This is a genomic window from Duncaniella muris (assembly GCF_003024805.1).
Lineage (GTDB): Bacteria > Bacteroidota > Bacteroidia > Bacteroidales > Muribaculaceae > Duncaniella > Duncaniella muris.
The window spans coordinates 1-23,005 of record NZ_PUEC01000011.1 but is presented as its reverse complement, the minus strand read 5'-3'; the positions used below and the strand labels follow the sequence as shown (position 1 = coordinate 23,005).

Annotated in this window: 24 protein-coding genes; 7 read left to right on the top strand and 17 right to left on the bottom strand. The window is 52.3% G+C overall.

Features of this window, described 5'->3' with window-relative positions; genetic code table 11:
* Window positions 1–9 precede the first annotated feature (9 nt).
* The 5 genes from C5O23_RS05980 to C5O23_RS05960 all read right to left on the bottom strand — a co-directional run bounded on the left by C5O23_RS05980 (window position 10) and on the right by C5O23_RS05960 (window position 4,606).
* Window positions 10–633, bottom strand: a complete 624-nt coding sequence (locus C5O23_RS05980; RefSeq protein ID WP_107032044.1) for a WbqC family protein — start codon at window positions 631–633, stop codon at window positions 10–12.
* Entirely contained in the window at window positions 626–2,104 is a 1,479-nt protein-coding gene (gene lepB, locus C5O23_RS05975) for a signal peptidase I (RefSeq protein ID WP_107032043.1), read from the bottom strand. The genes C5O23_RS05980 and lepB overlap by 8 nt, the downstream gene beginning before the upstream one ends.
* Window positions 2,105–2,129: 25 nt before the next feature.
* Window positions 2,130–2,924, bottom strand: a complete 795-nt coding sequence (locus tag C5O23_RS05970; RefSeq protein WP_107032042.1) for a 4-hydroxy-tetrahydrodipicolinate reductase — start codon at window positions 2,922–2,924, stop codon at window positions 2,130–2,132.
* A gap of 312 nt (window positions 2,925–3,236) precedes the next feature.
* Window positions 3,237–3,962, bottom strand: coding sequence for a hypothetical protein (locus tag C5O23_RS05965; RefSeq protein WP_124075734.1), 726 nt, complete (start codon window positions 3,960–3,962; stop codon window positions 3,237–3,239).
* 8 nt (window positions 3,963–3,970) lie between these two features.
* A complete protein-coding gene (locus C5O23_RS05960) occupies window positions 3,971–4,606 on the bottom strand; it encodes a hypothetical protein (RefSeq protein ID WP_133166510.1) in 636 nt (211 codons plus the stop codon).
* Window positions 4,607–4,981: 375 nt separating this feature from the next.
* On the opposite strand from C5O23_RS05960, the gene C5O23_RS05955 reads away from it, so the two are divergent.
* From C5O23_RS05955 to C5O23_RS05940, 4 genes are all read left to right on the top strand, one after another.
* Entirely contained in the window at window positions 4,982–5,845 is an 864-nt protein-coding gene (locus tag C5O23_RS05955; RefSeq protein WP_107032039.1) for a hypothetical protein, read from the top strand.
* A 55-nt stretch (window positions 5,846–5,900) separates the two neighbouring features.
* Window positions 5,901–6,923: a hypothetical protein gene (locus tag C5O23_RS05950; protein WP_107032038.1), complete on the top strand. Its 1,023-nt coding sequence runs from the start codon at window positions 5,901–5,903 to the stop codon at window positions 6,921–6,923.
* A 48-nt stretch (window positions 6,924–6,971) separates the two neighbouring features.
* Window positions 6,972–7,451, top strand: a complete 480-nt coding sequence (gene ribH / locus C5O23_RS05945; RefSeq protein WP_107032037.1) for a 6,7-dimethyl-8-ribityllumazine synthase — start codon at window positions 6,972–6,974, stop codon at window positions 7,449–7,451.
* A 77-nt stretch (window positions 7,452–7,528) separates the two neighbouring features.
* Window positions 7,529–8,812 (top strand): DUF2851 family protein, encoded by a 1,284-nt coding sequence (locus tag C5O23_RS05940; protein ID WP_107032036.1) that lies wholly within the window; start codon window positions 7,529–7,531, stop codon window positions 8,810–8,812.
* Between the two features lie 68 nt (window positions 8,813–8,880).
* Here C5O23_RS05940 and C5O23_RS05935 read toward each other — a convergent pair whose 3' ends face one another.
* Window positions 8,881–10,035, bottom strand: coding sequence for an MFS transporter (locus tag C5O23_RS05935; protein ID WP_107032035.1), 1,155 nt, complete (start codon window positions 10,033–10,035; stop codon window positions 8,881–8,883).
* Window positions 10,036–10,179: 144 nt separating this feature from the next.
* On the opposite strand from C5O23_RS05935, the gene C5O23_RS05930 reads away from it, so the two are divergent.
* On the top strand, window positions 10,180–10,947 hold the full coding sequence (locus C5O23_RS05930) for an EFR1 family ferrodoxin (protein WP_107032034.1): 768 nt from the start codon (window positions 10,180–10,182) through the stop codon (window positions 10,945–10,947).
* Window positions 10,948–11,159: 212 nt separating this feature from the next.
* Here the strand turns inward: C5O23_RS05930 and C5O23_RS05925 are convergent, their stop codons facing one another.
* The 9 genes from C5O23_RS05925 to pyrH form a co-directional block, all read right to left on the bottom strand.
* The gene (locus C5O23_RS05925) at window positions 11,160–11,585 is read right to left on the bottom strand and encodes a hypothetical protein (RefSeq protein WP_107032033.1); all 426 of its coding nucleotides are present in this window, start codon (window positions 11,583–11,585) and stop codon (window positions 11,160–11,162) included.
* A 103-nt stretch (window positions 11,586–11,688) separates the two neighbouring features.
* A complete protein-coding gene (gene uvrC, locus C5O23_RS05920) occupies window positions 11,689–13,500 on the bottom strand; it encodes an excinuclease ABC subunit UvrC (protein WP_107032032.1) in 1,812 nt (603 codons plus the stop codon).
* A gap of 29 nt (window positions 13,501–13,529) precedes the next feature.
* A complete protein-coding gene (locus tag C5O23_RS05915; protein ID WP_107032031.1) occupies window positions 13,530–14,048 on the bottom strand; it encodes an adenine phosphoribosyltransferase in 519 nt (172 codons plus the stop codon).
* A gap of 65 nt (window positions 14,049–14,113) precedes the next feature.
* Complete coding sequence (mnmG, locus tag C5O23_RS05910; RefSeq protein ID WP_107032030.1) at window positions 14,114–15,994, bottom strand: tRNA uridine-5-carboxymethylaminomethyl(34) synthesis enzyme MnmG; 1,881 nt, start codon at window positions 15,992–15,994, stop codon at window positions 14,114–14,116.
* Window positions 15,995–16,429: an rRNA maturation RNase YbeY gene (gene ybeY / locus C5O23_RS05905; protein ID WP_107032029.1), complete on the bottom strand. Its 435-nt coding sequence runs from the start codon at window positions 16,427–16,429 to the stop codon at window positions 15,995–15,997.
* Window positions 16,430–16,676: 247 nt separating this feature from the next.
* Window positions 16,677–17,594 (bottom strand): S66 peptidase family protein, encoded by a 918-nt coding sequence (locus tag C5O23_RS05900; RefSeq protein ID WP_107032028.1) that lies wholly within the window; start codon window positions 17,592–17,594, stop codon window positions 16,677–16,679.
* Window positions 17,591–18,370: a radical SAM protein gene (locus C5O23_RS05895; RefSeq protein WP_107032027.1), complete on the bottom strand. Its 780-nt coding sequence runs from the start codon at window positions 18,368–18,370 to the stop codon at window positions 17,591–17,593. Before C5O23_RS05895 ends, C5O23_RS05900 begins: the two co-directional genes overlap by 4 nt.
* A gap of 260 nt (window positions 18,371–18,630) precedes the next feature.
* Complete coding sequence (gene frr, locus C5O23_RS05890; protein ID WP_107032026.1) at window positions 18,631–19,188, bottom strand: ribosome recycling factor; 558 nt, start codon at window positions 19,186–19,188, stop codon at window positions 18,631–18,633.
* 101 nt (window positions 19,189–19,289) lie between these two features.
* Window positions 19,290–20,000 (bottom strand): UMP kinase, encoded by a 711-nt coding sequence (pyrH, locus tag C5O23_RS05885; protein ID WP_107032093.1) that lies wholly within the window; start codon window positions 19,998–20,000, stop codon window positions 19,290–19,292.
* 221 nt (window positions 20,001–20,221) lie between these two features.
* Between pyrH and C5O23_RS05880 the strand changes: the two genes are divergently transcribed.
* Window positions 20,222–20,914: a response regulator transcription factor gene (locus tag C5O23_RS05880; RefSeq protein WP_205743430.1), complete on the top strand. Its 693-nt coding sequence runs from the start codon at window positions 20,222–20,224 to the stop codon at window positions 20,912–20,914.
* Window positions 20,911–21,570: a ribonuclease HII gene (locus C5O23_RS05875; protein ID WP_107032024.1), complete on the top strand. Its 660-nt coding sequence runs from the start codon at window positions 20,911–20,913 to the stop codon at window positions 21,568–21,570. The genes C5O23_RS05880 and C5O23_RS05875 overlap by 4 nt, the downstream gene beginning before the upstream one ends.
* 83 nt (window positions 21,571–21,653) lie before the next feature.
* Here the strand turns inward: C5O23_RS05875 and C5O23_RS05870 are convergent, their stop codons facing one another.
* Window positions 21,654–22,415 carry a glycosyltransferase family 2 protein gene (locus tag C5O23_RS05870; protein ID WP_107032023.1) on the bottom strand — a complete coding sequence of 254 codons (762 nt, stop codon included), beginning with the start codon at window positions 22,413–22,415 and terminating at the stop codon, window positions 21,654–21,656.
* Between the two features lie 402 nt (window positions 22,416–22,817).
* Window positions 22,818–23,005, bottom strand: a 188-nt coding sequence (locus C5O23_RS14450) for a hypothetical protein (protein ID WP_205743429.1), incomplete at its 5' end; no start/stop codon positions are given.

The following is a 23,005-nucleotide window of genomic DNA, read 5'->3' as shown; positions in this document are numbered from 1 at the left end:
GAGAGATGTTCAGAGCCTGTCAAGATAGATGACGGCTTCAGGACCAAGATTGAAAATCAGATCGAGCACCGAAAGTCCGGAGATAAAACCCAGCTTGTCGGCACGGATCTGCCAGTACTGCGGCAGCACGATCTCACGGTCGGCGGGACCGGCCTCACAGACTGTCAGCGGAGCAGATTCCGCATCTGTGGCGGCAGGAAGTTCAAGAGTTTTTCTTATCCATGAATCCCAGGCACCGGCAAGATCCCTGAGCAGGGGATAGCGCACGCAGACTCCGTCAGTAAGCATAGGGAGCAGACGGTCAATGTAGAATTCAAAATACGGAGTGCGTCCATAGGCGCTTTCGAGCGCCACACGGTGCACGTCCCACCACTGGCCATGATCCGAAATGCGGATCTCATCCCAGCGGCAATGCGAAGACTGAGGCTTGGCTATCGGAACCGTCAGTTCCAGACGTCCGCGGGTATCGGCTATGGCAAAACGGTGACTGTCCTTGAACCGCTTGTCGAATCGGCGGCTCCAGTCAAAACGCGCCTCCCCGCCCAACGCCGCGATGCGGGCATAGACCTCCGCCGGAGCACACAGCATCGGCGGAAGCAACAGCACGGTGACAGCTCTTCCGGCCTCACTCATATTTCGGTTTGTCAGGGTTGGCGTTCATGAAAATGCGGTCCCAACGGATGCCGCCGTTGAAGAGCGAGCGGTCTTTGTCAAAGGAGATCAGCACTCGCTCCGGCCGGCCTACTATGTGATCTTCAGGCACAAGGCCCCAGAAACGCGAGTCGAGCGAATTGTCGCGGTTATCGCCCATCATGAAATAATAGTCCATCTTGAACGTATAGCTGTCTTGCGGCTCACCGCCTATATAGAGCTTGCCGTCACGGAACTCGGCGTCAGAATTACCTTCATAGACACGGATCACACGTCCGTAGATGTCCCAGGCGCGCGGCCCCATCTTGAGAGTGGCACCCTTGCGCGGAATCCAGATTTCGCCATAGTCGGCCGGAGTCCAGCCCTGGCTCACAGCCTCAGGGAAAAGAGGTTCGGGGGAAAATGAAGGCACCTTCATCACCTTGGTCACAGCCGGATCTGATTCAAGAGTCTTGACCATAGCGGGTGTCAGAGGAGAGATGTAGACCGGAGGCACAGTGCCGTCAGGGTTGACAGTGAATCCAAGTATCTGAAGACCTGAGATATCGTCAGGAGTAATATTGACCGAGTGACGGTCATCGGCGGCAATGCCGAGTTCATCCCACTTCGCCTCTGTCATAGCACCCTGGCGGAGCTGGAAGTAATAGTTAAACTGAACGTTTTCAGGCTGCTCGACAGGCTCTCCGTTGATATGAATCACGCCGTCTACAATCTTAAGCCACTCACCGGGCAGGCCTAAAGCGCGCTTCACATAATTCTCACGGCGGTCAACCGGACGATAGACAACCTCGCCGAAAGTCTGTGGATTACGGAGAATGTTCTCACGTCCGTAAGCCCGCACCAGCGAATAATAGTCGGGATTGGTGACTTTAGTGGCCACTGTGTCACCGGCAGGGAAGTTGAACACCACAATGTCACCCCGCTCCACCTGTCCGAGCCCTTTGAGGCGGTGGTAGGTCCACTGCGGAGTCTCCAGATAAGACTTGGTGTTGATGATCGGAAACGTGTTCTGCACCAGCGGGAAGTGGACCGGAGTCATCGGCACCCTTGGTCCGTAGGCCATCTTGTTGACCCACAGATAATCGCCTACAAGCAACGATTTTTCAAGCGATGACGACGGTATCTGATAATTCTGCCCTATGAAGGTGAATACAAAGTAGACAAGAATAAGCGCGTAGACAATGGCATCCACCCAGCTCATCACAGCCCTCACGGCAGCGCTTTTCGATTTCTTCCACCAGGTCAGAGGTATATATCCGGTAATGTAGATATCAAAAAGAAGAAACCAGAACAGAGCCACCCACCAGTTGCCGAGCCATGCCACCCAAAGGAAAAAGATCAGCGAGACGATGGCAAAGCGCACCCAGCGAGAAGTGCGGTTGTCGGCCACGCGGCGCCGGAAATCCTCAGCGAAACTTCCGCTTCCGGCAGTCTTGTCGTTATTTGTTGTCATATATCAGTTTTAGGAGAAATTCTTATTAAAGGAGGTCGTGCATCATTTCATCAATCGAGAAAACACCCTTTTTTCCCGCAATCCATTCGGCAGCCATCACGGCACCAAGGGCAAATCCGTCGCGGCTCTTGGCACGGTGAGTGATCTCGATAGTGTCAACCGGCGAGTCCCACTCGATGATGTGCGTGCCCGGCACCTCGCCTTCACGCAGACTCAGCACCGGAAGAGCCCCTTCGGCCATCACAGGCTTCGGATCAAGACCGGCGGCGATCTGCGCCGGAGTCAGAGAAGCGTTCGAGCTGTCTACGCTGACCATTCCCTCGTCGGCCCAGGAGCTGACACGGTCATTCTCGGCTATGATACCCTCGGCGAGAGTGATGGCCGTGCCTGACGGATGGTCGAGTTTATGGACATGGTGAGTCTCATACATATGAGGCTTATATTGTGGCAGATGGCTCATCAGACGGGCCAGTTTGCGGTTGATGATGTTAAACACATTGACCCCGATGCTGAAATTGCTCGAAGCCAGAAGAGCGCCACCGACTTCGCTGACGCGCTTCTCAACCTCATCGCGGCGGGCGCCCCAGCCGGTCGATCCGCATACCACAGGCACTCCGGCTGCTGCGGCGCGCATCACATTGTCAGGCGCGGTCGAAGGGGTTGTGAACTCGATGGCGGCTTCAGCCGAAGCAAAGGCCTCGCCGTCAATATCTGCATTATTATCAACATCAATTATTGCGACAATCTCATGGCCGCGTTCACGGGCGATGCGCTCGATGGCGTGACCCATCTTCCCGTAACCTATAAGGGCTATTTTCATAAATCTGTAATTCTTCTGAAGCGTGGAACCGGTGGCCCGCAGCGGGCCATAGATGTTGCAAATTTACACAAATTCTCCAATTTCAGCAATTTTCTTTCCAGGTAGGCATACAAAAACCGCTCAGAGCCATCCACAGCGGAAAGACAGAAGTCCGCACCATGTCAGGCTCATTCAACATCTCAGACATCACCGGCATATAATCCCACCGCCACATATATATATAAGACAGATAGACCAAAGAGAGACAGAAGCGCCCCACAAAGCATCTGTCTCTCTTGATTTTATACCTGTTCCCGCATCATTAGGGCTCTATCAATGTACCCATTCATCATAAGCACCCATGAGAAATTTTTTGCGCCACTTTTTCCACTCCCGTCTATATGTTTTCCATTCAGCCTCATCTTCCCACATCCATTTGGCATCTTTCACCCCAAGAAAACGCTCATTCATAAATATGGATGCAGGAACAAAACGAAAAAACCGATCCCCGCAAAATTTTTCTCTTATCTCATCTTGGAGGCAACAACTGTCAGGACTGATTTCCATTAGAAAGAGTCCGTCATCAATTATTTTATACTTCTTTTTTTCCATTGTCCAATAGTCATGCCACCACGAATTATCATCTTTAAAATAACGGTCAATTATTAATGTATCACCCTCTACTTTGTAGATTCCGCCCATTGAATAACCATAGTTTCCGTCCTTAAATAAAACACCTCCAGTTTCAATGACCGCATCCATAAACTCACCGGACAGCAACTCTTCAGATACGCCTCTCAACCAGAAATAAATATTCGAAACAGCTCCGTCATCCCAAAGTCTGAAACCGTCTCCCTCCAGATAATTTGCACAATCTACATCAAAAAGGAGATAATAGCCGGATGTTTTCAAGAGTCCTGTCTCATTTGGCTTAAATCCTGAACTGAATAAGGCTCCCTGTCGGCTCCTGTCAAATTTGATCTCAGGCCCTTTAACTATCACACAGGCCGAACAGATAAACAACAGTAATATATTGACGATTAACTTATAACGTTTCATAGCCATCCCTATTTATTTCTAATTTCTTCTGATTTTTTATATATCTTCCACTCCGATCCTGATTCCCACATCCACTTTTTATTCTTGATGCTTTGTTTCGATGGAAAAGACAAAGACGAGAACATCGCTATGCGCCGATAGAGCTTACGGACTTTACAAATACGGTTAATTTCATTTTCAGTCGGCAAAGTCTCCACTGTATTCTCATCAATAATGATATATTCTTCTTTGCTCAGTTCCCATATTTTATACATCGGATTGTAGTAAATGTCTGTAAGCAGCTTTTCTCCTTTCACAAAGTAAATACCCTCACTGCCGAATGTCAGAAAATGTGCATCAATCAATTTCTCCATATTTTCCGAAGTCGCATCTTTAAGACATAAAAAATCCAAACTCAAAAAAGCCGATTCAATACATCCATCCTCAAAGAGTATAAAACCTCCACCTTTCAAAAATTTTGAACAGGATTCATCATATAATAAATAAAGGCCGGTGTTAAGAGTCCCGTCCGGATCAGCAGCATAGTGCGTAGTGAATAATGCTCTCTGATCCGCCTTTTTAAACTCTTTGTGAGGAAACAACATCACACATCCGGAAACAGATATCCCAATCAAGATAAATATCAAAAATCTAATGCTTTTCATGTCTTACTTTATTTATTACCATAAGCTATAAGGAGAATCCAGAGTAAACATAGAGTGCTAAAATATTAAGTTCCTACAAAACTAAGTCATTTTGTTTTAATTTCAAAATAAACAGCCGCAAAATATTTATAATCACAACATTTATAACCTAAACAAATAAAATATTTAATTAACCGTCTTCTGTCCTTAAGTCTATTGATAAAGGAGATAATTATTTCTTGGGAATGGTGGTGCGAAAAGTCATGATTTTTGCTTAATTTTGCCGTGAGGTTGAAGAGTCTGCCGAGTGAACTTACACGGTTTACAGACGTTACTCTTCTGACGGACCACGCCAAAGGCTTGTCCGCTCCTCTTTGACAACAGAATCATCAGTTTATGAAAAAGGCAATCTATATCGGAGAGCTGTCGCTCATCGTGGCTCTGAGCCCCGACGGCTCAGCTCAGACAGGAGTGGGCGACTGGGCCGTGAACGCGGCGATGCTTGACGGACGCATGGAACTCCCGACTCTCTGGGTCGGAGAGGCGGCTGCCGGAACTGTCGGCGACCATATAGTCAGAACGCTTGAAGAAGCCCGTGTCGACGTGACATCCGTTGACCGCTTCACCGAAGGTGTAAGCCCGGTCAGAATATTCTCCGATGGTGCCGACAGCCGGAAAGTGGACCACAGCCGCTTCCCCGCAGAGCCGGTCAATGCCGTCTGGCCGAGAATAGATGAAGGCGACGTAGTCGTCTACGGATCATACATGGCCCTCGAAGACCGCAACCATGCCCGGCTGCTCGAACTCCTGCGCCATGCCAAGGCCCGCAAAGCCTTCCTTATATATCTGCCATATTTCGAAGCCCATCAGGTGCCGAGAATCACACGGGTGATGCCGTCGGTGTTCGACTGCCTTGAACTGGCCGACCTCATAGTGGCCCGCGATGCCGACATCCGAGCTATCTTCGAAGGCAAAGAAACCGAAGCAATCTTCAAGGACCACATACTTTTCTACTGCCCGCGTTTCCTCCACATGGACCCCGTGGCAAAGAAACTCCGCTTCTTTGACGGCGACCGCTCATGGAGCCTGCTCTGCCACCCGACTGACAACACAGAACTGCAGTGGACCGCAGGAGCTCTCGCAGGCGCCGTCAGAGCGCTCACCGAAGGCATGCGCGATCCTGACGAGATAATGAACCTCGCCAACGAGACAGCCCACAGCGAACTCGCTTCAGAGATCAACCATCCATGCTCACGCTGACCGAAACCACTCAAAACATCATCAAACATCCCCACACCCACCAAAGAGCCGACAGATGAAAGCCATATCCTTAGAGCCGGTATTCGCACAGACTACCACCGATATAGCCTCTCTCAGAAACTTGCTGAGACGCAACCGCTCCATGTCGGAAGTCAGCCATGCGATCGGTGACGCTGACTTCAACACAGCCTATGACTTTCTGCGCTCCACTGCTATGGAGATGGTTGAAAAAGGGGAGATCGACCGTGCCATCCACGGAGTCTGCGAAATTGACGAGCTGATCAGCCGCAACGGTGAGGAAGAACGCAATCTGCTCAACATCCACGCCGCCCTGATGCAGATTCTCACCGCTCTCTATATCGAGAAAGCCGACAGCGAGGCCGCCATGACCACCGCCGCATCGGCCCTCTCGCTTCTGGCCCAGGAACCGAAGCGCAAAGACGAGCCATTTCTGGCCATACTCGGCGCGCTGCTCTATGACATAGCCTATCTCCACACCGAACGCAAGGAGTACAAGCAGGCCGAGCGCGAACTGGCCAAATCGCTCAAAATCTTCGAGCGCCTGGCCAAGAACGATCCGGCCCGCTATGCCTCGCCTCACGTAATGGCCCTCAACGCCGCTACAGCCACCTACCGCAACCGCGTCAGCCAGGCCGAACTCCTGGCCCACTACCAGGCCGTAACCTCTACCTATCTGCAAATGGTCAGTGCCGGAGTGGAAGTGGAGGAAGCCACAAGCCGCCTGATCGACTCGATAACAGCCGAGGGCGACACCCTCGTACAGATGGGACGCCACCGCGAAGCCGTGCAGTACTATACCCGCGCGCTGAAATATCTGACCAAGATCGAACCTCAGTTCACCCTGCGCCATCTGCGCCTGTCAATAGCCCTCGGTGAATCCATGCTCCGCATAAGCGCCATGAAGGACAAGGGCATCCACCTGCTCAACACAATGCTCCATAAAGCCACAAAGATCAACGCCACCGACGAGCACCGCCGCATTGTCGACATACTCTACAATGCCAAAAGCTCATCGCTCGACATACTCGGCCTCTGGCACAAGGTTTTCCCGAAATAAAAAGCCCGGAGACTGAAATTAAAACCAATCAAAACAAGGAACTTCACAATGTCACAGCACACCCCTACCAGCTCACTCCCCCGAATCAAAGACTTCAGAATAGCGATAGCAGTAGCCGAATGGAACGGCCACATCACCGGAGCCCTCCGCGACGGCGCTCTTGACACTCTGCGCAGCTACGGAATGCCCGAAAAAGACGTGACAGTGGTCAGCGTACCCGGAGCCGTAGAACTGACATTCGCAGCCTCTAAGCTCATCGAAACCGGATCATATGACGCCATCATAATCATTGGATGCGTGATAAAGGGCGACACTCCCCACTTCGACTACGTATGTCAAAGCGTAACCCAGGGCATGACCGCACTCAACGCCGACTGTGACATCCCGGTGATTTTCGGAGTGCTCACCGTCAACGAAGAGCAGCAGGCTCTTGACCGCGCAGGCGGCTCGCTCGGCAACAAGGGTGCCGAAGCAGCCGAGACAGCAATCAAAATGGTAGCTCTCAACCGCCATATCGACGAGCTTTAAGCCCTCCCGTTGGCTCAACGCCACCTCCTCATTCCCATATTCTCTCACCTCCCCGACTCTCCACTGCAAACCTCTGAATGGAACGCCTGATGCAATACGTGTGGCAGCACCGTCTGTTGGAAACAACGGACATGGTCACTGTGGACGGGCGTAAAGTCACAGTCATAGACCCCGGTCGGCTCAACACCGATGCGGGGCCTGACTTTTTCAATGCCAAAATAAAACTTGGCGAAGCCATGTGGGCCGGTGACATCGAGATCCATGTCAGAGCAAGTGACTGGCACCGCCACCGCCACGACGGCGACCGCGCATATGACTCCGTGGTGCTCCATGTGGTCGACCGTGACGACACCGCCGTCAGACGCCACAACGGAGAGATAATTCCGCAGATGGTGATGAAATGCGAGCCGGAATTCCATATCCGCTATCATGAGCTGGTTGACCGCGCCGACATAGACCTGCCCTGTGCCGAGGAAATAAAGACCCTCGACTCGCTCCGCCTCACAGACTGGCTGACATCACTTGCCTATGAGCGCATATATTCCAAGGCCGCACACATCGAGGAACTCCTCGCCCGTTACACCGGTGACTGGGAACAGACCTGCTACGTGATCCTCGCCCGCGCCCTCGGATTCAGCACCAATTCCGAACCGATGGAGCGGCTGGCAATGTCACTGCCTCTGCATTTCCTGCGCAAGCACAGCGACTCGCAGCTGACTATGGAAGCCCTGTTTTTCGGTCAGGGAGGCTTCCTCGACAACGCTCCAAAAACCGATCCATATGTAGAAGAACTGATCAGGGAGCACAAATTCTTCGCCCACAAATTCTCTCTGCGCCCCCTTCAGCCTTTAGGCTGGAAAATGGCCCGTATGCGCCCCCACAATTTCCCCCACCGCCGCATAGCCCTTCTTGCGCAGCTCGTAGCCTCCGATTTCAGGCTCGTCAGAAAAATAACCAGTACCGAAAGCATCGACTCCCTGCGCGAACTCTTCCGCCAGCCGCTCACAGGCTACTGGGCCTGCCATTTCACTTTCGGGCCAGGCAGCGAACGCAACTTCGACACCCTCAGCCGGAACTCGGCCGACATTCTTATTATCAACGTGGCCATCCCGCTCCTGATGGCCTATGGCAACATGCACGGCGATGAAGAGATGACCCGTCGGGCAGTTGAATGGCTTCAGGAACTTCCGCCGGAAAGCAATTCGATTGTGACTCTTTTCTCAAACGCAGGCATCGGCTGCAAGGATGCCTTCACATCTCAGGCTCTCATCCAGCTGCGCCGCCGCTACTGCGAAGAGCGCAAATGTCTTTACTGCCGTCTCGGCCACAGTCTGCTTGCCAGACACGCCCGCCGCCGCTGAAAGACCTTCTCCGGCCCCGCGATTTGTTTCGCAGAAAATATCGCAAAGAAAAAGCCACGGAAACGCCCTTAAAATCGACGCAAAGGCAGATAACGGAAGATTGCGTAGATCGCGGCCACAAGAGCGATAGAACCGCCCACAAAACCGATGTCGGCCATCATTCCGTGGTCACAGACAATGCCGCCTACAAAAGCGCCTCCGCCAATGCCGAGATTGAAGATTCCGGAGTAGAGACTCATGGCCACTGCCGAGTTGTGGGGCGCAAGCACTATGATCTCGTTCTGGAAAGCGATATTGTAGATCGTCATGGCAAGTCCCCACAGAATGCAGAGCAGCGCGAGCAGGCTCACCGACAGCGAGGCTACCGGGAGCAGAAGCAGAAGCATCACCGGAAGACCGATGCAGGCCATGCTGATGATCCGGCGCGGATAGCGGAAAAAATAACGGGTCATGACAGCGCTGCCGAGCAGACCGGCTATGCCGAAAAGAGCAAGCGTAAGAGTGATGGCCCTGGCTTGCATGTGGACAATACGGTCCATGAACGGCTCGACGTAGCTGTAGCCCGTGTAGTGTCCGGTCACAATCACGGCCGTGATGAAATAGACCATCAGCAGCGGGCGACTGGTGATCACATCGCGGAGCATGTCGCGCCGCGATTCGCCCTCTCCGCTGCGGGGCAGTGTGGGGAAGAAACGGAAAAGCCCTATAAGGATCAGTCCCGCCAGAAGACCGAGTGCGCCGAACGTGACACGCCATCCGGCAAGAAGACCGAGCATACGGCCGAGGGGCAGACCGGCTATAAGAGCGATGCCGCCGCCGGCTACAAGCGCACTCAAGGCTGTAGACCGCTTGCCGTCGGGGGTGACCGCAACTGCCATCGGCGGAGCTATGGACCAGAAAAGCGAATGGGCGCAGGCCACTCCGATACGCGATGCGAGGAGTGTCCAATAACCGGTGGCGAGTACCGATCCGATGTGGCTGACAAAAAAGACTCCGACTATTATCAGCAGCAGTTTACGGAAATCCATGCGCGCACACCAGAGCATCAGCGGCAGAGAAAGCAGGGCCACAACCCAGGCATAGATAGAAATCAGCAGGCCGGCACGGGCTTCGCTGACTCCGAAGTCAGCGGCTATGTCGCTGAGAAGTCCGATAGGGGTTATCTCGGAGGTGTTGAATGTGAATCCCGCAACCGTGAGCAGGATCAAGGGCATCCATTTCATAAAACAATCTTTAAACTATTGAGAACCAACATAATGCATCATTTCACTGACATTTTGGCCTGCAAAATTAGCTAAAATCCCTTAGCTGACAAATTTTTATTGCTACTTTTGCAGAAAGACCCAACGCCGTTAACAGAAATCTGCATGACAGTAATTTATTTCACCGCCACCGGCAATTCGCTTGCCGTGGCCAGGCATATTGGCGGACGCTGCATAAGCGCCGTGACACTCCTGCGGCAAACCGGCTCCGTCGAGCTCAGCGACCCTGAAGGGATAGGTCTTGTGATGCCTGTCTATTTCGGGCAGATACCCGCTGTGGTCACTCAGCTGATGCGCCGCCTCAGCCTACGGGCGCCATATCTCTTCGCCGTTCTGACCTACGGTGAGCTTGCCGGACGCGCGGCCACTCACATGTGCCGCTTAGGGAAGGAGACAGGCATCATATTCGACTACATCCGCACTATAAAGATGGTCGACAACAATTTCATAATCGTCAGTGTCAGCCGTCAGGTCAGAGACTGCGGACGCAAAAAAATCTCCGTCTGCATGGATGCGATAGCAGGGGAGATCAGGGAGCGGAAATGCTTTGTCGAGAAACCCGGAGTGGTTAGCAGGCTGATCGGAATTATTGAAGAACGGATGCCGCAGGGCCCGAAATTCGACAGCGGATTCAGCGTCGAGGCTGACAAGTGTAACGGCTGCGGAACCTGCGTCAAGGTTTGTCCGAATGCCAACGTGCAACTCGCCGGCGGCCATCCGCAATGGCAGGGCGACTGCCTGAAATGCACCGCCTGTTACCACAACTGTCCGCAGGGTGCCGTCAGATACCGCAATGAGCGCAGCCGCTACTGCTTCAGGAATCCGGCCGTCACGCTGCAGGATATAATCCATGCCAACAACCGGACCCGCTGAAACGGATCGGCACAGAACTTGTTAAATCACCCTCTGAAAAGAGGGATCAGTATCTAAAAAATTTAGTCTGCTCAGTATGGCTTATGCGGCCATGCAGATCAGACTAATTTTTTAGTTTTAGAATAATGCCAATGAGGAGACGGTTCAAACGGAAGCAGCCAGGATTGCTACAGGAGCGCTACAGGATCGCTCCGGAATCACGACCAAGACCGCTATTTCAGACGGCTTAGAAATCCGGCCGGAATGCGGGAAAGAATATCGGAAAGCAGCCCTGCGGCACGGCGCAGATCGCCCTTGTCTTCCGACTTCTCGCAGATGCTTTTGACTTCGATCAGCGCCAGTGACAAAGCCCCGAATGTGGTCAGAAAAGGAAACTCAGGTATGGCCACAGAGCCGGAGTCACGGAGCAGGATAAAGGCGGCGATGGCCATGAAATCGACAAGCGAGAGAGCCATCAGAGCGAGATAGTAGCGCAGCAGTTTGTCGACGGAGCGGCGCAGTCCCCAGGAAGTACATTTCTCTCCTCTGGAGCGAGATTTCCGAAGGCCGCTGACAAGGTCGGCAATGACGGCGATGAAGACCCCAGAGTATTCCACACTCAGCAGAAGAAGGATCGGAAAGATACGTGTGAGATTCATGTCTGTTTCTTTGCAATTGGTTCTTGATAATGAAAATTTCATTGCAAAGATAAGGCCCCGCCACGGCCTTTAAGTGCGATGATGCGGAAGGGCTGACAATAACTCACTCCTCGGCATGGAGGGCTCCGAAAACAATCGAAGCCTTGGCCGGACCGACCACTTCGGCAATGGCATCGAGGTCGGCTTCGCGCAGACGTCTGACGCTCTTGAAATGGGTCAGCAGTGCCGTGCGGGTTTTCTCTCCGACTCCCTTTATTCCGTCAAGTTCCGAGACAGCCTGCGACTTGCTGCGGCGGTCGCGGTGGTGGGTTATTCCGAAGCGGTGGGCCTCGTCGCGCAGGTGCTGTACCACCCGCAGAGTCTCGCTGTTTTTGTCGATATAGAGCGGAATGCTGTCACCCGGAAAATAGATTTCCTCAAGGCGCTTCGCAATGCCGACCACAGCTATTTTGCCCCTCAGCCCCATCTCGTCAAGAGCCTCCACAGCCGCCGACAGCTGACCTTTGCCACCGTCAACCACGATGAGCTGCGGCAGCTCCCGTCCCTCGTTGACAAGGCGTGTGTAGCGCCTGGTCAGCACCTCTTTCATGGAAGCGAAATCGTCAGGTCCGACCACCGTCTTTATGTTGAAATGACGATAGTCCTTTTTGCTCGGACGCGCATCTTTGAAGACCACACATGAGGCCACGGGATTCGTGCCCTGGATGTTCGAATTGTCAAAACACTCTATGTGGCGCGGCAGTTCCGAGAGATGAAAATCAGACTGCATCCGCATCAGAATCCTGTCGGCTCTCGTCTCCGGATTCCGTTTCTCCATTGTTTTGATCTTGTCCACCCGATGCTGGCGCGCGTTCTTCTGCGAGACCTCCAGCAGTTTGGCTTTGTCGCCGCGCTGAGGCATTATGAAGCGGACATCGGGCATCTCCACATCCGGCATTTCCGCCACTATCACATCGTCGAATTTCACTCCGAGACTCTCTGAAATCTCAGACATGGCATAGCCCAGAAGCTGTGCTTTCGACTCGTCAAGACGGCGCTTGAATTCGAGTGTGACCGACTTGACAACGGCACCGTGGCGCACGTGCATATAGTTAATATAGACATCGCTGTCTTCATCGTCTATACCAAACACGTCAATGTCCTCGATGGTCTGCGAGACTATGACACTCTTGGCCTGATAGCGTCTGATCAGATCATACTGTTCCTTGAGTTCCTGAGCTTCTTCAAAGCGCATTTCAAGCGAGAGTTTCTCCATTTCTCCCCGCAGATACGTCAGGAGTTCCCCGATGTCGCCACGCAGAATAGTGCGCACCTTTTCAATATCACGGCCATATTCCTCGGCCGACACAAGCCCCGTGCAGCACCCCTTGCAACGCTTGAGATGATAGTCGAGACAGAGACGGCCCTTGCCGGCCCGGACCCAGTCGAGAGTCATCGGCTGACGGCACGAACGGATGGAATAGAGCTTTCTGAGAAGATCAAGAGTGGCGCGCGCGCTGCCCGTGTCGGTATATGGGCCGTAGTATTTCGACCCGTCCTTTATGCGCTGGCGCGTCATGAAAACCCTCGGATAAGGCTCGTTTGTCACCACTATCCAGGGATAGGATTTGTCATCCTTCAGCAACACATTGTAGCGCGGCTGATACTCCTTGATCATCGAGGCTTCAAGGTTGAGTGCATCCTGCTCCGTAGGCACAACTATATAGCTCATGTCAGTGATGGCGCGCACCAGCAGATTGGTGCGGAGACTGTCATGCGTACGGTTGAAATAAGAACTTACACGCCGTTTGAGGTTCTTAGCCTTACCTACATAAATCACCGTACCCTCGGCGTCATAATACATATAGACGCCGGGGGTATCGGGAAGAATTGATATTTTTTCGGTCAGAGAGGCCGATTTTTTATGTTTGGCCAATGATATCGAAGGTATTTATCAGAGGTTGTTTAATATGTGATCAGCGAAGTCACTTCAGCATCGGCCGGAAGCACCGCACGTCCGTTGAGCGCCGAAAGCTCGATGATGAAGTTAATGTAAATCTTCTTAGGATTCATAGATTTTACAAGCTCGTAGGCGGCAGCCATTGTTCCGCCGGTGGCAAGCACATCGTCATGAAGCACCACGATGTCATCAGGAGTGATAGCATCGCGGTGGATCTCGATCACATCCTTTCCATACTCCTTGTCATATGAAGCCTGGATTGTGTCGGCAGGAAGTTTGCCGGGCTTGCGGACGGGCACAAAGCCTGCTCCGAGTTCGAATGCAAGGATCGAACCGCCGATGAAGCCGCGTGACTCGATGCCTACAACTTTAGTAACACCTTTGTCGCGGTAAAGTTGGGAAAGGTCCCAGCCGATGATATGCAGACCGCGTGGATCTTTGAAAAGTGTGGTGAGATCCTTAAAAACTATACCCTTCTTAGGGAAGTCATAGACGTCGCGGATGCGCTGTTTCAGATATTCCATGATGTATTTGAATTTAGATTTATGATTCTTTTTAGTAAAATTGTTCCACGTGAAACAATGATTTTTCATCGTCCCATGAGCAACAGCAGTATGTTTATATCAGCCGGAGAGATGCCAGGAATGCGTGATGCCTGGGCTATGGTTTCGGGGTTGATGCGTTCGAGTTTCTGCCTGGCTTCAGTAGAGAGTGCGGTGAGCGACGCATAGTCGATCTTGCCGCGGATGGTCAGATTTTCCAGTCGGCGGAGCTTGTCGGCTATCTGCTGCTCGCGCTGTATGTAACCCTGATATTTCATCAGAATTTCGGCTGCCTCTATGATCTCCTGACGTCGCGCTTCTTCTATATTTTCTTTTATGAATTCGGCAAACGGCCCGATGCCTTTGGCAAGAATTTCAACCGTCAGGCCGGGGCGCAGAATCAGGTCATGGAGTTTAACGCCCTGCTTCAACGGCTGCTCTCCGATGCTTTCAAGATAGGAATTGATCAGCGATGCCTTCACTGAAAATTCGCGGCAAAATTCAATGAGCGAGTCGCGCTGACGGCGTTTGCTTTCCATTTCATTGAAGCGGTAGTCGGTGGCGAGTCCGATGGCATGACCGCGTGGTGTGAGGCGCATGTCGGCATCGTCCTGGCGCAGAAGTATGCGGTATTCAGCGCGCGAGGTAAACATGCGGTAAGGCTCATCGACGCCCTTGGTGACGAGATCGTCGATCAGCACTCCTATATATGCCTCATCGCGCGCGAGGGTAAACGGCTCGGCGCCCTTGACCTTGAGAGCGGCGTTGATTCCCGCTATCAGGCCCTGTCCGGCGGCTTCCTCATAACCGGTGGTACCGTTGACCTGACCGGCGAAATAGAGGCCGCTGACGAGCTTCGTCTCAAGTGTGTGATAGAGCTGCGTAGGGTCAAAAAAGTCATATTCGATAGCATAGCCGGGGCGGAAAATATGCACGTTGCGCAGAGCCGGAACTGTTTCCAGAGCCCGGATCTGGACATCGATCGGCAGCGATGACGAGAAGCCGTTAAGGTAATATTCATTGGTCACCTCGCCTTCAGGTTCGAGGAAAAGCTGATGTTCGTCTTTGTCGGCAAAGGTTACGATTTTGGTTTCTATACTGGGGCAGTAACGCGGTCCGATGCTCTGGATCTGTCCGTTGTAGAGGGGAGAGAACGGCAGTCCTTCCCGAAGAATTCTGTGGGTTTCGGGATTGGTGTAGACCGTGTGGCATGGACGCTGACGTAGCTTGCGGTGAATGTTCGGCAGATAGCTGAACTTGTGGAAATCATTGTCACCGTCCTGGAGATTGGTCTGACTCCAGTCAACCGACCGGCCGTCGATACGCACCGGAGTTCCGGTCTTCATGCGGTCAGTAGTGAAGCCCAGTTCGCGCAACTGCTCGGTAAGACCATGCGAAGCCGGCTCTGAAACGCGTCCTCCCGGCAGTTTCACCGGCCCGGTGTGCATCAGTCCGTTCAGGAATGTGCCTGCGGTCAGCACCACGCATCTGGCCTTGAAAGTCACGCCGAGGCAGGTTGTCACGCCCGTCACACGTCCGTCCTCAATCAGCAGGCCGTTGGCCGAATCCTGCCAGATGGAGAGATTCGAGGTATTTTCAAGGATATTTCTCCACAGGCGCGAAAATTCCATACGGTCGCTCTGTGAGCGCGGGCTCCATACGGCCGGACCTTTGGAGCGGTTGAGCATACGAAACTGTATGGCACTCTCGTCGGTGACAACACCCATCATGCCTCCGAGAGCGTCTATTTCCCTAACTATCTGCCCCTTGGCAATTCCACCTACGGCAGGATTGCAGCTCATCTGGGCAATTTTGTTCATGTCAATAGTCATCAGCAGAGTAGACACACCAAGACGCGCGGCCGCATGAGCAGCCTCGCACCCGGCATGACCGGCGCCGATGACAATGACGTCATAGTCGAAGTTCATTTATGATTTTATTTCGTCAAGCAATACAAGTGCTTGGTTTTCAAAATTTTCCATTATCTCACGCTCACCCGGTCCCTTGTCGTTGATGCCACAGAGATGCAAGACTCCGTGGATGATCACTCTCAGAAGCTCACGCTGATAAGTGGCTCCCACGAGTTCGGAGTTCGAAAGCACCGTATCAAGGGAAATAAACATGTCGCCTGACACCATTCGCCCGCGCGAATAGTCAAAGGTGATGATATCGGTAAAATAATCGTGATTCAGAAACCGGCGGTTGACCTCTATGATCTTCGGGTCATCGCAGAATATATAGGTGAGAGGCCCGACGATACGGTTGTGTGTTTTGGCCACCGCCGCTATCCACTTTTCCAAAAGCGGGGCGTCGATGTCAGGCATAAGGGTCACGCCGTCGGTCAGCCACTCAATTTTGTTCATGTTACAAAGTTAAGTATTTTTTCTATCTCGGTCAAATTTTATTTGACTCAATCGTCGAAAAGCCAAAATCGGACTTAATTCACTAAATCAAAACAGATTACCCGAATTTTAAGGCTCTGAGAATTAAAAATTCATTTTGGCCTGCACGGGTGGGCGTGAATTTTCAAAGGATTTTGCCTGAAACAGACCGGCCGCAGCACTGATGCCGATGCCGGAGCCTAAGCTGACGGAACAGTCCTCCTCTCCCCTACCCTATCGGTGTGATGACAGCTGAATTTCGTGTCACCTCAAGTCTGACAAGCGATGAACAGACGAGCGGCACATTGTGGTCCACGTGGCCCACCGGAATTCCATAGGCCACCGGATAAGAATAGTCAGCCACAATGCGGCTGATCATCTCCTCCATTGACGCCGACCCGCGGTCTGGAGCATAATCCGTAAAACGGCCCACCACCAGTCCGGCCAGCTGACCGAGCACTCCGCTCAGGCGCAAAGTGTAGAGAATCCGCTCCACCTTATATATAGGTTCGGCAATGTCTTCGATGAAGAGAATGCGTCCGGGCCTTATGACATCAAACGGAGTGCTGAGCAGTCCGGCTATCACAGCGAGATTGCCACCCACCAGAAGACCTTCGGCTTCGCCGGGCCGGTTGAGCGGATGGCCGCCCGCACGCAGATCAGGCGTGGCGCCTGAAAGAATTTCGAAAAGCCGGCGGGAATCCGTGTCGCGTCCGCGGTTCTCCGAAATGTGTTTCGTCATCGGAGCGTGGAATGACTTTATGCCGTGACGGGTCATCAGGGCATGAAGAGCCGAGATGTCACTGTAGCCCACTATCCATTTCGGATCATCGCGCAGCGGCAGGCGGTCGAGCCGGTCGAGAAGATGGACCGCGCCGTAGCCTCCGCGCGAGCAGATGATGGCGCGGGTGTCAGGATCGAGCAAAGCCGCTTCAAGGTCGGCATAACGCTCGTCATCCGTTCCGGCAAAAGTGCCGAAGCGGCCGAAAGTATTTTTGCCTACATAGGGCACCCACCCGCAGTCGGCAAGCACCGGAAGAGAATTGTAGACCACCTGCGGCTTGATGATTCCGGCGGGCGAGACTATTGCCACACGGTCGCCGTGGCGCAGCGGTCGCGGAGTCAGTATCGGGCGTTCCTCTGTCATGCTACCTGTACTTTTATGTCTGTGGCCAGGCTTATGCGCCGGGCAATTTCTTCGAGTTCCTCGCGCGACACCTTCTCAAGTCCCTGGGCCGGAGTCTGACGGTCGATCGAATAGATCATTATCTCGCGGGGCTGAATTCGCCGATAAGCCTCGATGAGCGCATCGACCTCTTCCGGAGTTGTATTATCAATCCTGACACCCTCGTATTCGCCACGCAGAAACATGGTCTGGACTATGCACTGCCCTTTGAAACGGCAGAGCAGGTCGATGGCCTTTTCCGAGGTAAACGACGGCTGTGTAGGGCGGTCAATGGCGCGCATTGTCGCCGTAAGGGCCGAATCGAGTTTCAGAATATTGTTGTCGACTTTCCGCAGAGCCTCCTCCACATCGTGGCGGTCAAGGCGCGTGGAGTTGCTCAGTACACTGACTCTGGCCGACGGACAATAGCGGTCGCGCAGGCGCAGAGTGTCATCAATCACCCCTCCGAAATCAGGGTGGAGAGTAGGCTCGCCGTTGCCTGAGAAAGTGATCACATCAAGCGGTTCGCCGGCCTCGTTCATGTTTCTGAGGCGCGATTCGAGCAGGTGTGCCACCCGTTCGCGTGGCGCGAAACCGGTGGTTCCGGGGCCCTGGGCATTGAAACCGGCCTCGCAGTAGAGGCAGTCGAATGTGCATATCTTTCCATCGTCAGGAGTCAGATTGACCCCCAACGAAACGCCGAGCCGCCGCGATCTGATCGGCCCGAAAATAGTAGAGTGAAAGAGTACGGTCTGCATATCTTTTCTTAGAGATTATTCAGAAACTGAAATCATATTGACTTCATGTTTCTTTAAAAACAAAATTAAGCAATTTTCGCCTCCTTTCCGAAGAATTCAGCCTAAAAATCGCCATGCACCCCTGCAAAATGCAACAGAGAAGGCACACCATCCGGAGCGGTAAATCGGCAGCTGACCCTGGAAAAACCAGCCCTGTCATCAAAAAAACAAGCCGGCAGAGAATCTCCACCGGCTCTTTTATCGAGAAAAACTCCGTCAGATCAGACGGTCAGAATTTCTTTTTCCTTAGCAGCAAAAAGATCGTCAATCTTTTTGAGATACTTGTCATGAAGCTTCTGCACATCATTTTCAGCATCCTTCTCGACATCCTCGCTCATGCCCTGCTTCACGGCCTTTTTCAGACCTTCTATAGCATCGCGGCGGGCGTTGCGCACGCTCACTTTGGCATTCTCAGCCTCGCCTTTCGACTGCTTCACCAGCGCACGGCGGCGTTCTTCAGTCAGCGGGGGGATGGAAAGACGGATGACTTCTCCGTTGTTTTCAGGCATGATGCCGATCTCAGAGTTGATGATAGCTTTCTCAATCTCCTTGAACATGGCCTTTTCCCAGGGAGTGATGGTGATTGTACGGGCGTCAGGAACAGCCACGTTTGCAACCTGCGACACGGGCACATTGCTGCCGTAGTAGCTCACACGCACTGCGTCAAGAATCTTCGGATTGGCTTTGCCGGCACGGATATGGGCCAGCGATTCGTCAAGATAAGCCACGGCCATCTCCATTTTTTCTTCGGCCGGATTAAGGTAATCAGAGGGTTCCATAAAAGGGATGTATTTATTGGTTATTTCTGTTTCTAAAAACAATCGGTTTCACGGGGCCGGTCAGCTCTCATAAGGCAGACTCAGACCATCACAGGCGCGGGTCAGTAGACAAGAGTGCCGATGTTCTCGCCGCTGATGACCTTGAGAAGATTGCCCGGAGTGTCCATATCGAACACCACGATGGGCAGATGGTTCTCCTTGCAGAGAGCGGTTGCCGTGAGGTCCATGACCTTGAGACCGCGGTTATAGACCTCGTCATAGGAAATCTTGTCAAACTTGACGGCAGCAGGATCTTTTTCGGGATCGGCCGTATAGATTCCGTCCACGCGGGTGCCTTTGAGCATCACATCGGCCTCAACCTCGATGCCGCGCAGGGCGCTTCCGGTGTCAGTGGTGAAAAACGGATTGCCTGTGCCGCCGGCTATGATGGCCACTTCGCCGCGCTGAAGAGCCTCGATGGCCACACGGTTTGAATAGTAGTCGCCGATAGGATACATGTTAAGGGCTGTAAGCACTTTTGCAGGCTGTCCGATAGATTCAAGAGCCGATGAAAGTGCCAGCGAATTGATCACCGTGGCGAGCATTCCCATCTGGTCGCCCTTGACACGGTTGAAACCTTTGGCAGCTCCCGAAAGACCGCGGAAAATATTGCCGCCGCCTATGACGATGGCCACCTGAACACCCATAGAGCAGATCTCCATGATCTGTGACGCATATTCCGAAAGACGCTCGGTGTCTATCCCGTAGCCCTGCTTTCCCATGAGCGACTCGCCGCTGAGTTTAAGCAGCACTCTTTTGTATTTTGCTTCCATTTCCTTGTGCTTATATATAATATATGTGTCTGATGATCTTGTTTCAACAAAGGTAAGGATTATTCCTTTAAAAAATGACAATTCCATTTCAAAAGTCACACAATTCTGTTACAAATTTCTCAAATTTTGCAAAATCTCAGTATATTTGCTCCCGGATTTCATATCACTATCCTTCTCTCCGCATAACTATTTTGCAATCGTAAGCACAACAGAAACAAAGAGTGACCCCTTCTATATTAATTGTGGACAATGACAGCGGCATCACCTCTCTGCTGATGGAAAATCTTCAGAGCGAGGGTTATGATGTCACGTCCGTAGGGCAGGCAGAAGAAGCTTTGATTCTTCCGCTTGACACCTTTCAGCTTGTCATTTCAGAAGTGGTGCTTCCGGGAGAAATAGACGGTCTTGAACTGCTCGAACGCATGAAAGAAGACCGTATGACCCAACACGTTCCACTGATGTTCTGCACCGTCCGCGACGGCGAGCGCGACATCATAGCAGGGCTGAACGCCGGTGCCGACGATTACATCATCAAACCCTTCTCGCTGCGCGAGTTCATGGCCAGAATCCGCTCAGTGCTCCGCCGCCACCGCAATTTCGCACCCGCCGCCACCCAGCGCACCATTGAATACCGCACCCTGATCCTCAACATCGACTCGCGCACACTGATAATCGACGGCGAAACCCTGGCCCTCTCACCTACCGAATTTTCCATTCTGACACTGCTCATGCGCTCGCGCAACAAGCTCTTCCCGCGCGAAGACATCTTCTCATCCACCTGGCCCAACGAAGAGATGACCAACCCGCGCCTTGTCGATGTCAACATCTCACGCCTGCGCAAAAAACTCGGATCCTACGGACAGCACATAGTCAACCGTTCGGGGCTCGGCTACGGTTTCATGGATTCGATATGAAAAAACTTTCATCACCACTGCCCTCCTCCACCACTCCGTTCATTCTCGAAGCAGGCTGCGATGAAGCCGGGCGCGGATGCCTGGCCGGACCAGTTTTCGCAGCTGCCGTAATTCTTCCCGACGGATATTCAAACCCGCTGCTCAACGATTCGAAAAAACTCACCGAAAAGCAGCGCGAGGAACTGCGTCCCATCATAGAACGCGATGCCATAGCCTGGGCCGTTGCCTCGGTTGACCATGAGGAAATAGACCGCATCAACATTCTCAACGCCTCGATCCTCGCCATGCACCGCGCCCTGGATTCGCTTGAGGTTATACCGGGCGGAATCGCCGTTGACGGCAACCGTTTCAAACCATACCGCGACATAGCCCACGTGACCGTGGTCAAAGGCGATGCGAAATACGGCAACATAGCCGCGGCCTCAATCCTCGCCAAGACCCACCGCGACGAATTCATGCGTGATGCCGCCGCCTGCTATCCGGGCTATAACTGGGAAATCAACAAAGGTTATCCGACACGTGACCATCGCGAGGCCATCGCCGCCATTGGCCCGTCGCCCATCCACCGCATGACCTTCCGCCTGCTCCCCGACTCTGAGGAAAAGCCTACGAAGTCACCGAAAGCCGTCAGAGCGAAAAAATCAGGAAAGGCCTGACACAATAGCCGATCTTCAGAGATAGAGTTCCACTCCTAAAGGTGGTTTAAAAACAACCTCTTATAAAACACAAAAGCCATCCTTCAGCAGGATGACTTTTTTATTTTTCTTGCAGCCGTGTAGGCAAGCAGTTCAGCTCTGTATGACTGGCGGGATATCTCTCTCCCGACTTTTCCTTCAAAAATACCCCCGCAGTTCACAAACGTTTTCAAGAAAGCCTTCATCCCGTGAAGAAACGGAGAGAGAAACCCGATTTCCTCATCTTTGGCAGCAAGCACCTTGGCCTTCATCTTGGCATGGGAATTTATGACGGCCTCATACTGCTGCGGGGTGTCGCAGCGATAATGGAGAATATCTCCGTCAAGGAGCGCCGGACGCACCGAATCGCGGAAAATCACCGCCTCTGAAACATCGCGCAGGTTCCAGTTTGCATAACGCTTGTCAAACAGACGTATCTGCCTGTCGGGATACCAGCCGCAGTGTCTTACCGGAAAACCGCAGTAGAAATTCAGGCGCGCCACACTGTAGACCCTGTGGCTGAAGCCTTCTTCTTTCAGACGCAGAATTGACTCCTGGAGGGCAGGCGAGAGCACCTCATCTGCATCAATCGAAAGCACATACTGGTGAGTGGTCAGCGATGTGGCATACTGGCGCTGCGCACCGAAACCATCAAATTTCCTGACACTGATCCGGCATCCGTAGCGGCTGCATATGTCGACCGTGCGGTCTGTCGAGCCGGAATCCACCACTATTATCTCATCAGCTATCCCGCGCAACGATTCCAGACAAGCTCCAATGCGCTTCTCCTCATTAAAGGCAAGAATAGTAGCTGAAATTTTTTTCATTGTGTATAATAATATGACAATGTCTGACGTTTGCTAATACTGAGACAGCAAAAGTCTTGACACACGACGTTACAAATGTAGAACAAATAATTTATTTATTCAAAACTCTTTTTTTCAACTTGGTTCAAAGAATCTGAAAAAGGAGCAAAAAGTTACCCAAAATGCCTCCATTAACAATAATTAACTATTGGGGGGGGTAGTTTTAATAGATTATTTGTAATTTTGTTACTACTATAACGTCAGAAGGCTTATAGCTACTATCAAAGCAACGCATAACACAAAGTCAACTAAAAAAGTTAGGTTAAGGGAATAGAGAGACCGTGAGGTTTCTCTATTTTCTTTATATCCCTGCATGAGGCTTATTGCAATTTTGGAAAATTTGCCCGCGATTTTTCGGAAATCTCAGGTCACCCCGGCAAGCATACGGCCTGTAAAGATACTAAAGAAGGTTAAAAATAAAATAAGAGCTTGTTTAAAAACGATTGTTAACAGAAGTGAGTTTTCGGAGAGAAATAACAACAGCTGCGACCATGAGCATTTCGTTGGCTGATTCTGTCGTTTCCTCGTAATTCCTGCACAGCCTTCTGAAG

Coding starts and splice junctions, on each gene's coding strand:
- C5O23_RS05980 (WP_107032044.1), bottom strand. CDS start 633: ATGAGTGAGGCCGGAAGAGCTGTCACCGTGCTGTTGCTTCCGCCGATG.
- lepB (WP_107032043.1), bottom strand. CDS start 2,104: ATGACAACAAATAACGACAAGACTGCCGGAAGCGGAAGTTTCGCTGAG.
- C5O23_RS05970 (WP_107032042.1), bottom strand. CDS start 2,924: ATGAAAATAGCCCTTATAGGTTACGGGAAGATGGGTCACGCCATCGAG.
- C5O23_RS05965 (WP_124075734.1), bottom strand. CDS start 3,962: ATGAAACGTTATAAGTTAATCGTCAATATATTACTGTTGTTTATCTGT.
- C5O23_RS05960 (WP_133166510.1), bottom strand. CDS start 4,606: ATGAAAAGCATTAGATTTTTGATATTTATCTTGATTGGGATATCTGTT.
- C5O23_RS05955 (WP_107032039.1), top strand. CDS start 4,982: ATGAAAAAGGCAATCTATATCGGAGAGCTGTCGCTCATCGTGGCTCTG.
- C5O23_RS05950 (WP_107032038.1), top strand. CDS start 5,901: ATGAAAGCCATATCCTTAGAGCCGGTATTCGCACAGACTACCACCGAT.
- ribH (WP_107032037.1), top strand. CDS start 6,972: ATGTCACAGCACACCCCTACCAGCTCACTCCCCCGAATCAAAGACTTC.
- C5O23_RS05940 (WP_107032036.1), top strand. CDS start 7,529: ATGGAACGCCTGATGCAATACGTGTGGCAGCACCGTCTGTTGGAAACA.
- C5O23_RS05935 (WP_107032035.1), bottom strand. CDS start 10,035: ATGAAATGGATGCCCTTGATCCTGCTCACGGTTGCGGGATTCACATTC.
- C5O23_RS05930 (WP_107032034.1), top strand. CDS start 10,180: ATGACAGTAATTTATTTCACCGCCACCGGCAATTCGCTTGCCGTGGCC.
- C5O23_RS05925 (WP_107032033.1), bottom strand. CDS start 11,585: ATGAATCTCACACGTATCTTTCCGATCCTTCTTCTGCTGAGTGTGGAA.
- C5O23_RS05915 (WP_107032031.1), bottom strand. CDS start 14,048: ATGGAATATCTGAAACAGCGCATCCGCGACGTCTATGACTTCCCTAAG.
- mnmG (WP_107032030.1), bottom strand. CDS start 15,994: ATGAACTTCGACTATGACGTCATTGTCATCGGCGCCGGTCATGCCGGG.
- ybeY (WP_107032029.1), bottom strand. CDS start 16,429: ATGAACAAAATTGAGTGGCTGACCGACGGCGTGACCCTTATGCCTGAC.
- C5O23_RS05900 (WP_107032028.1), bottom strand. CDS start 17,594: ATGACAGAGGAACGCCCGATACTGACTCCGCGACCGCTGCGCCACGGC.
- C5O23_RS05895 (WP_107032027.1), bottom strand. CDS start 18,370: ATGCAGACCGTACTCTTTCACTCTACTATTTTCGGGCCGATCAGATCG.
- frr (WP_107032026.1), bottom strand. CDS start 19,188: ATGGAACCCTCTGATTACCTTAATCCGGCCGAAGAAAAAATGGAGATG.
- pyrH (WP_107032093.1), bottom strand. CDS start 20,000: ATGGAAGCAAAATACAAAAGAGTGCTGCTTAAACTCAGCGGCGAGTCG.
- C5O23_RS05875 (WP_107032024.1), top strand. CDS start 20,911: ATGAAAAAACTTTCATCACCACTGCCCTCCTCCACCACTCCGTTCATT.
- C5O23_RS05870 (WP_107032023.1), bottom strand. CDS start 22,415: ATGAAAAAAATTTCAGCTACTATTCTTGCCTTTAATGAGGAGAAGCGC.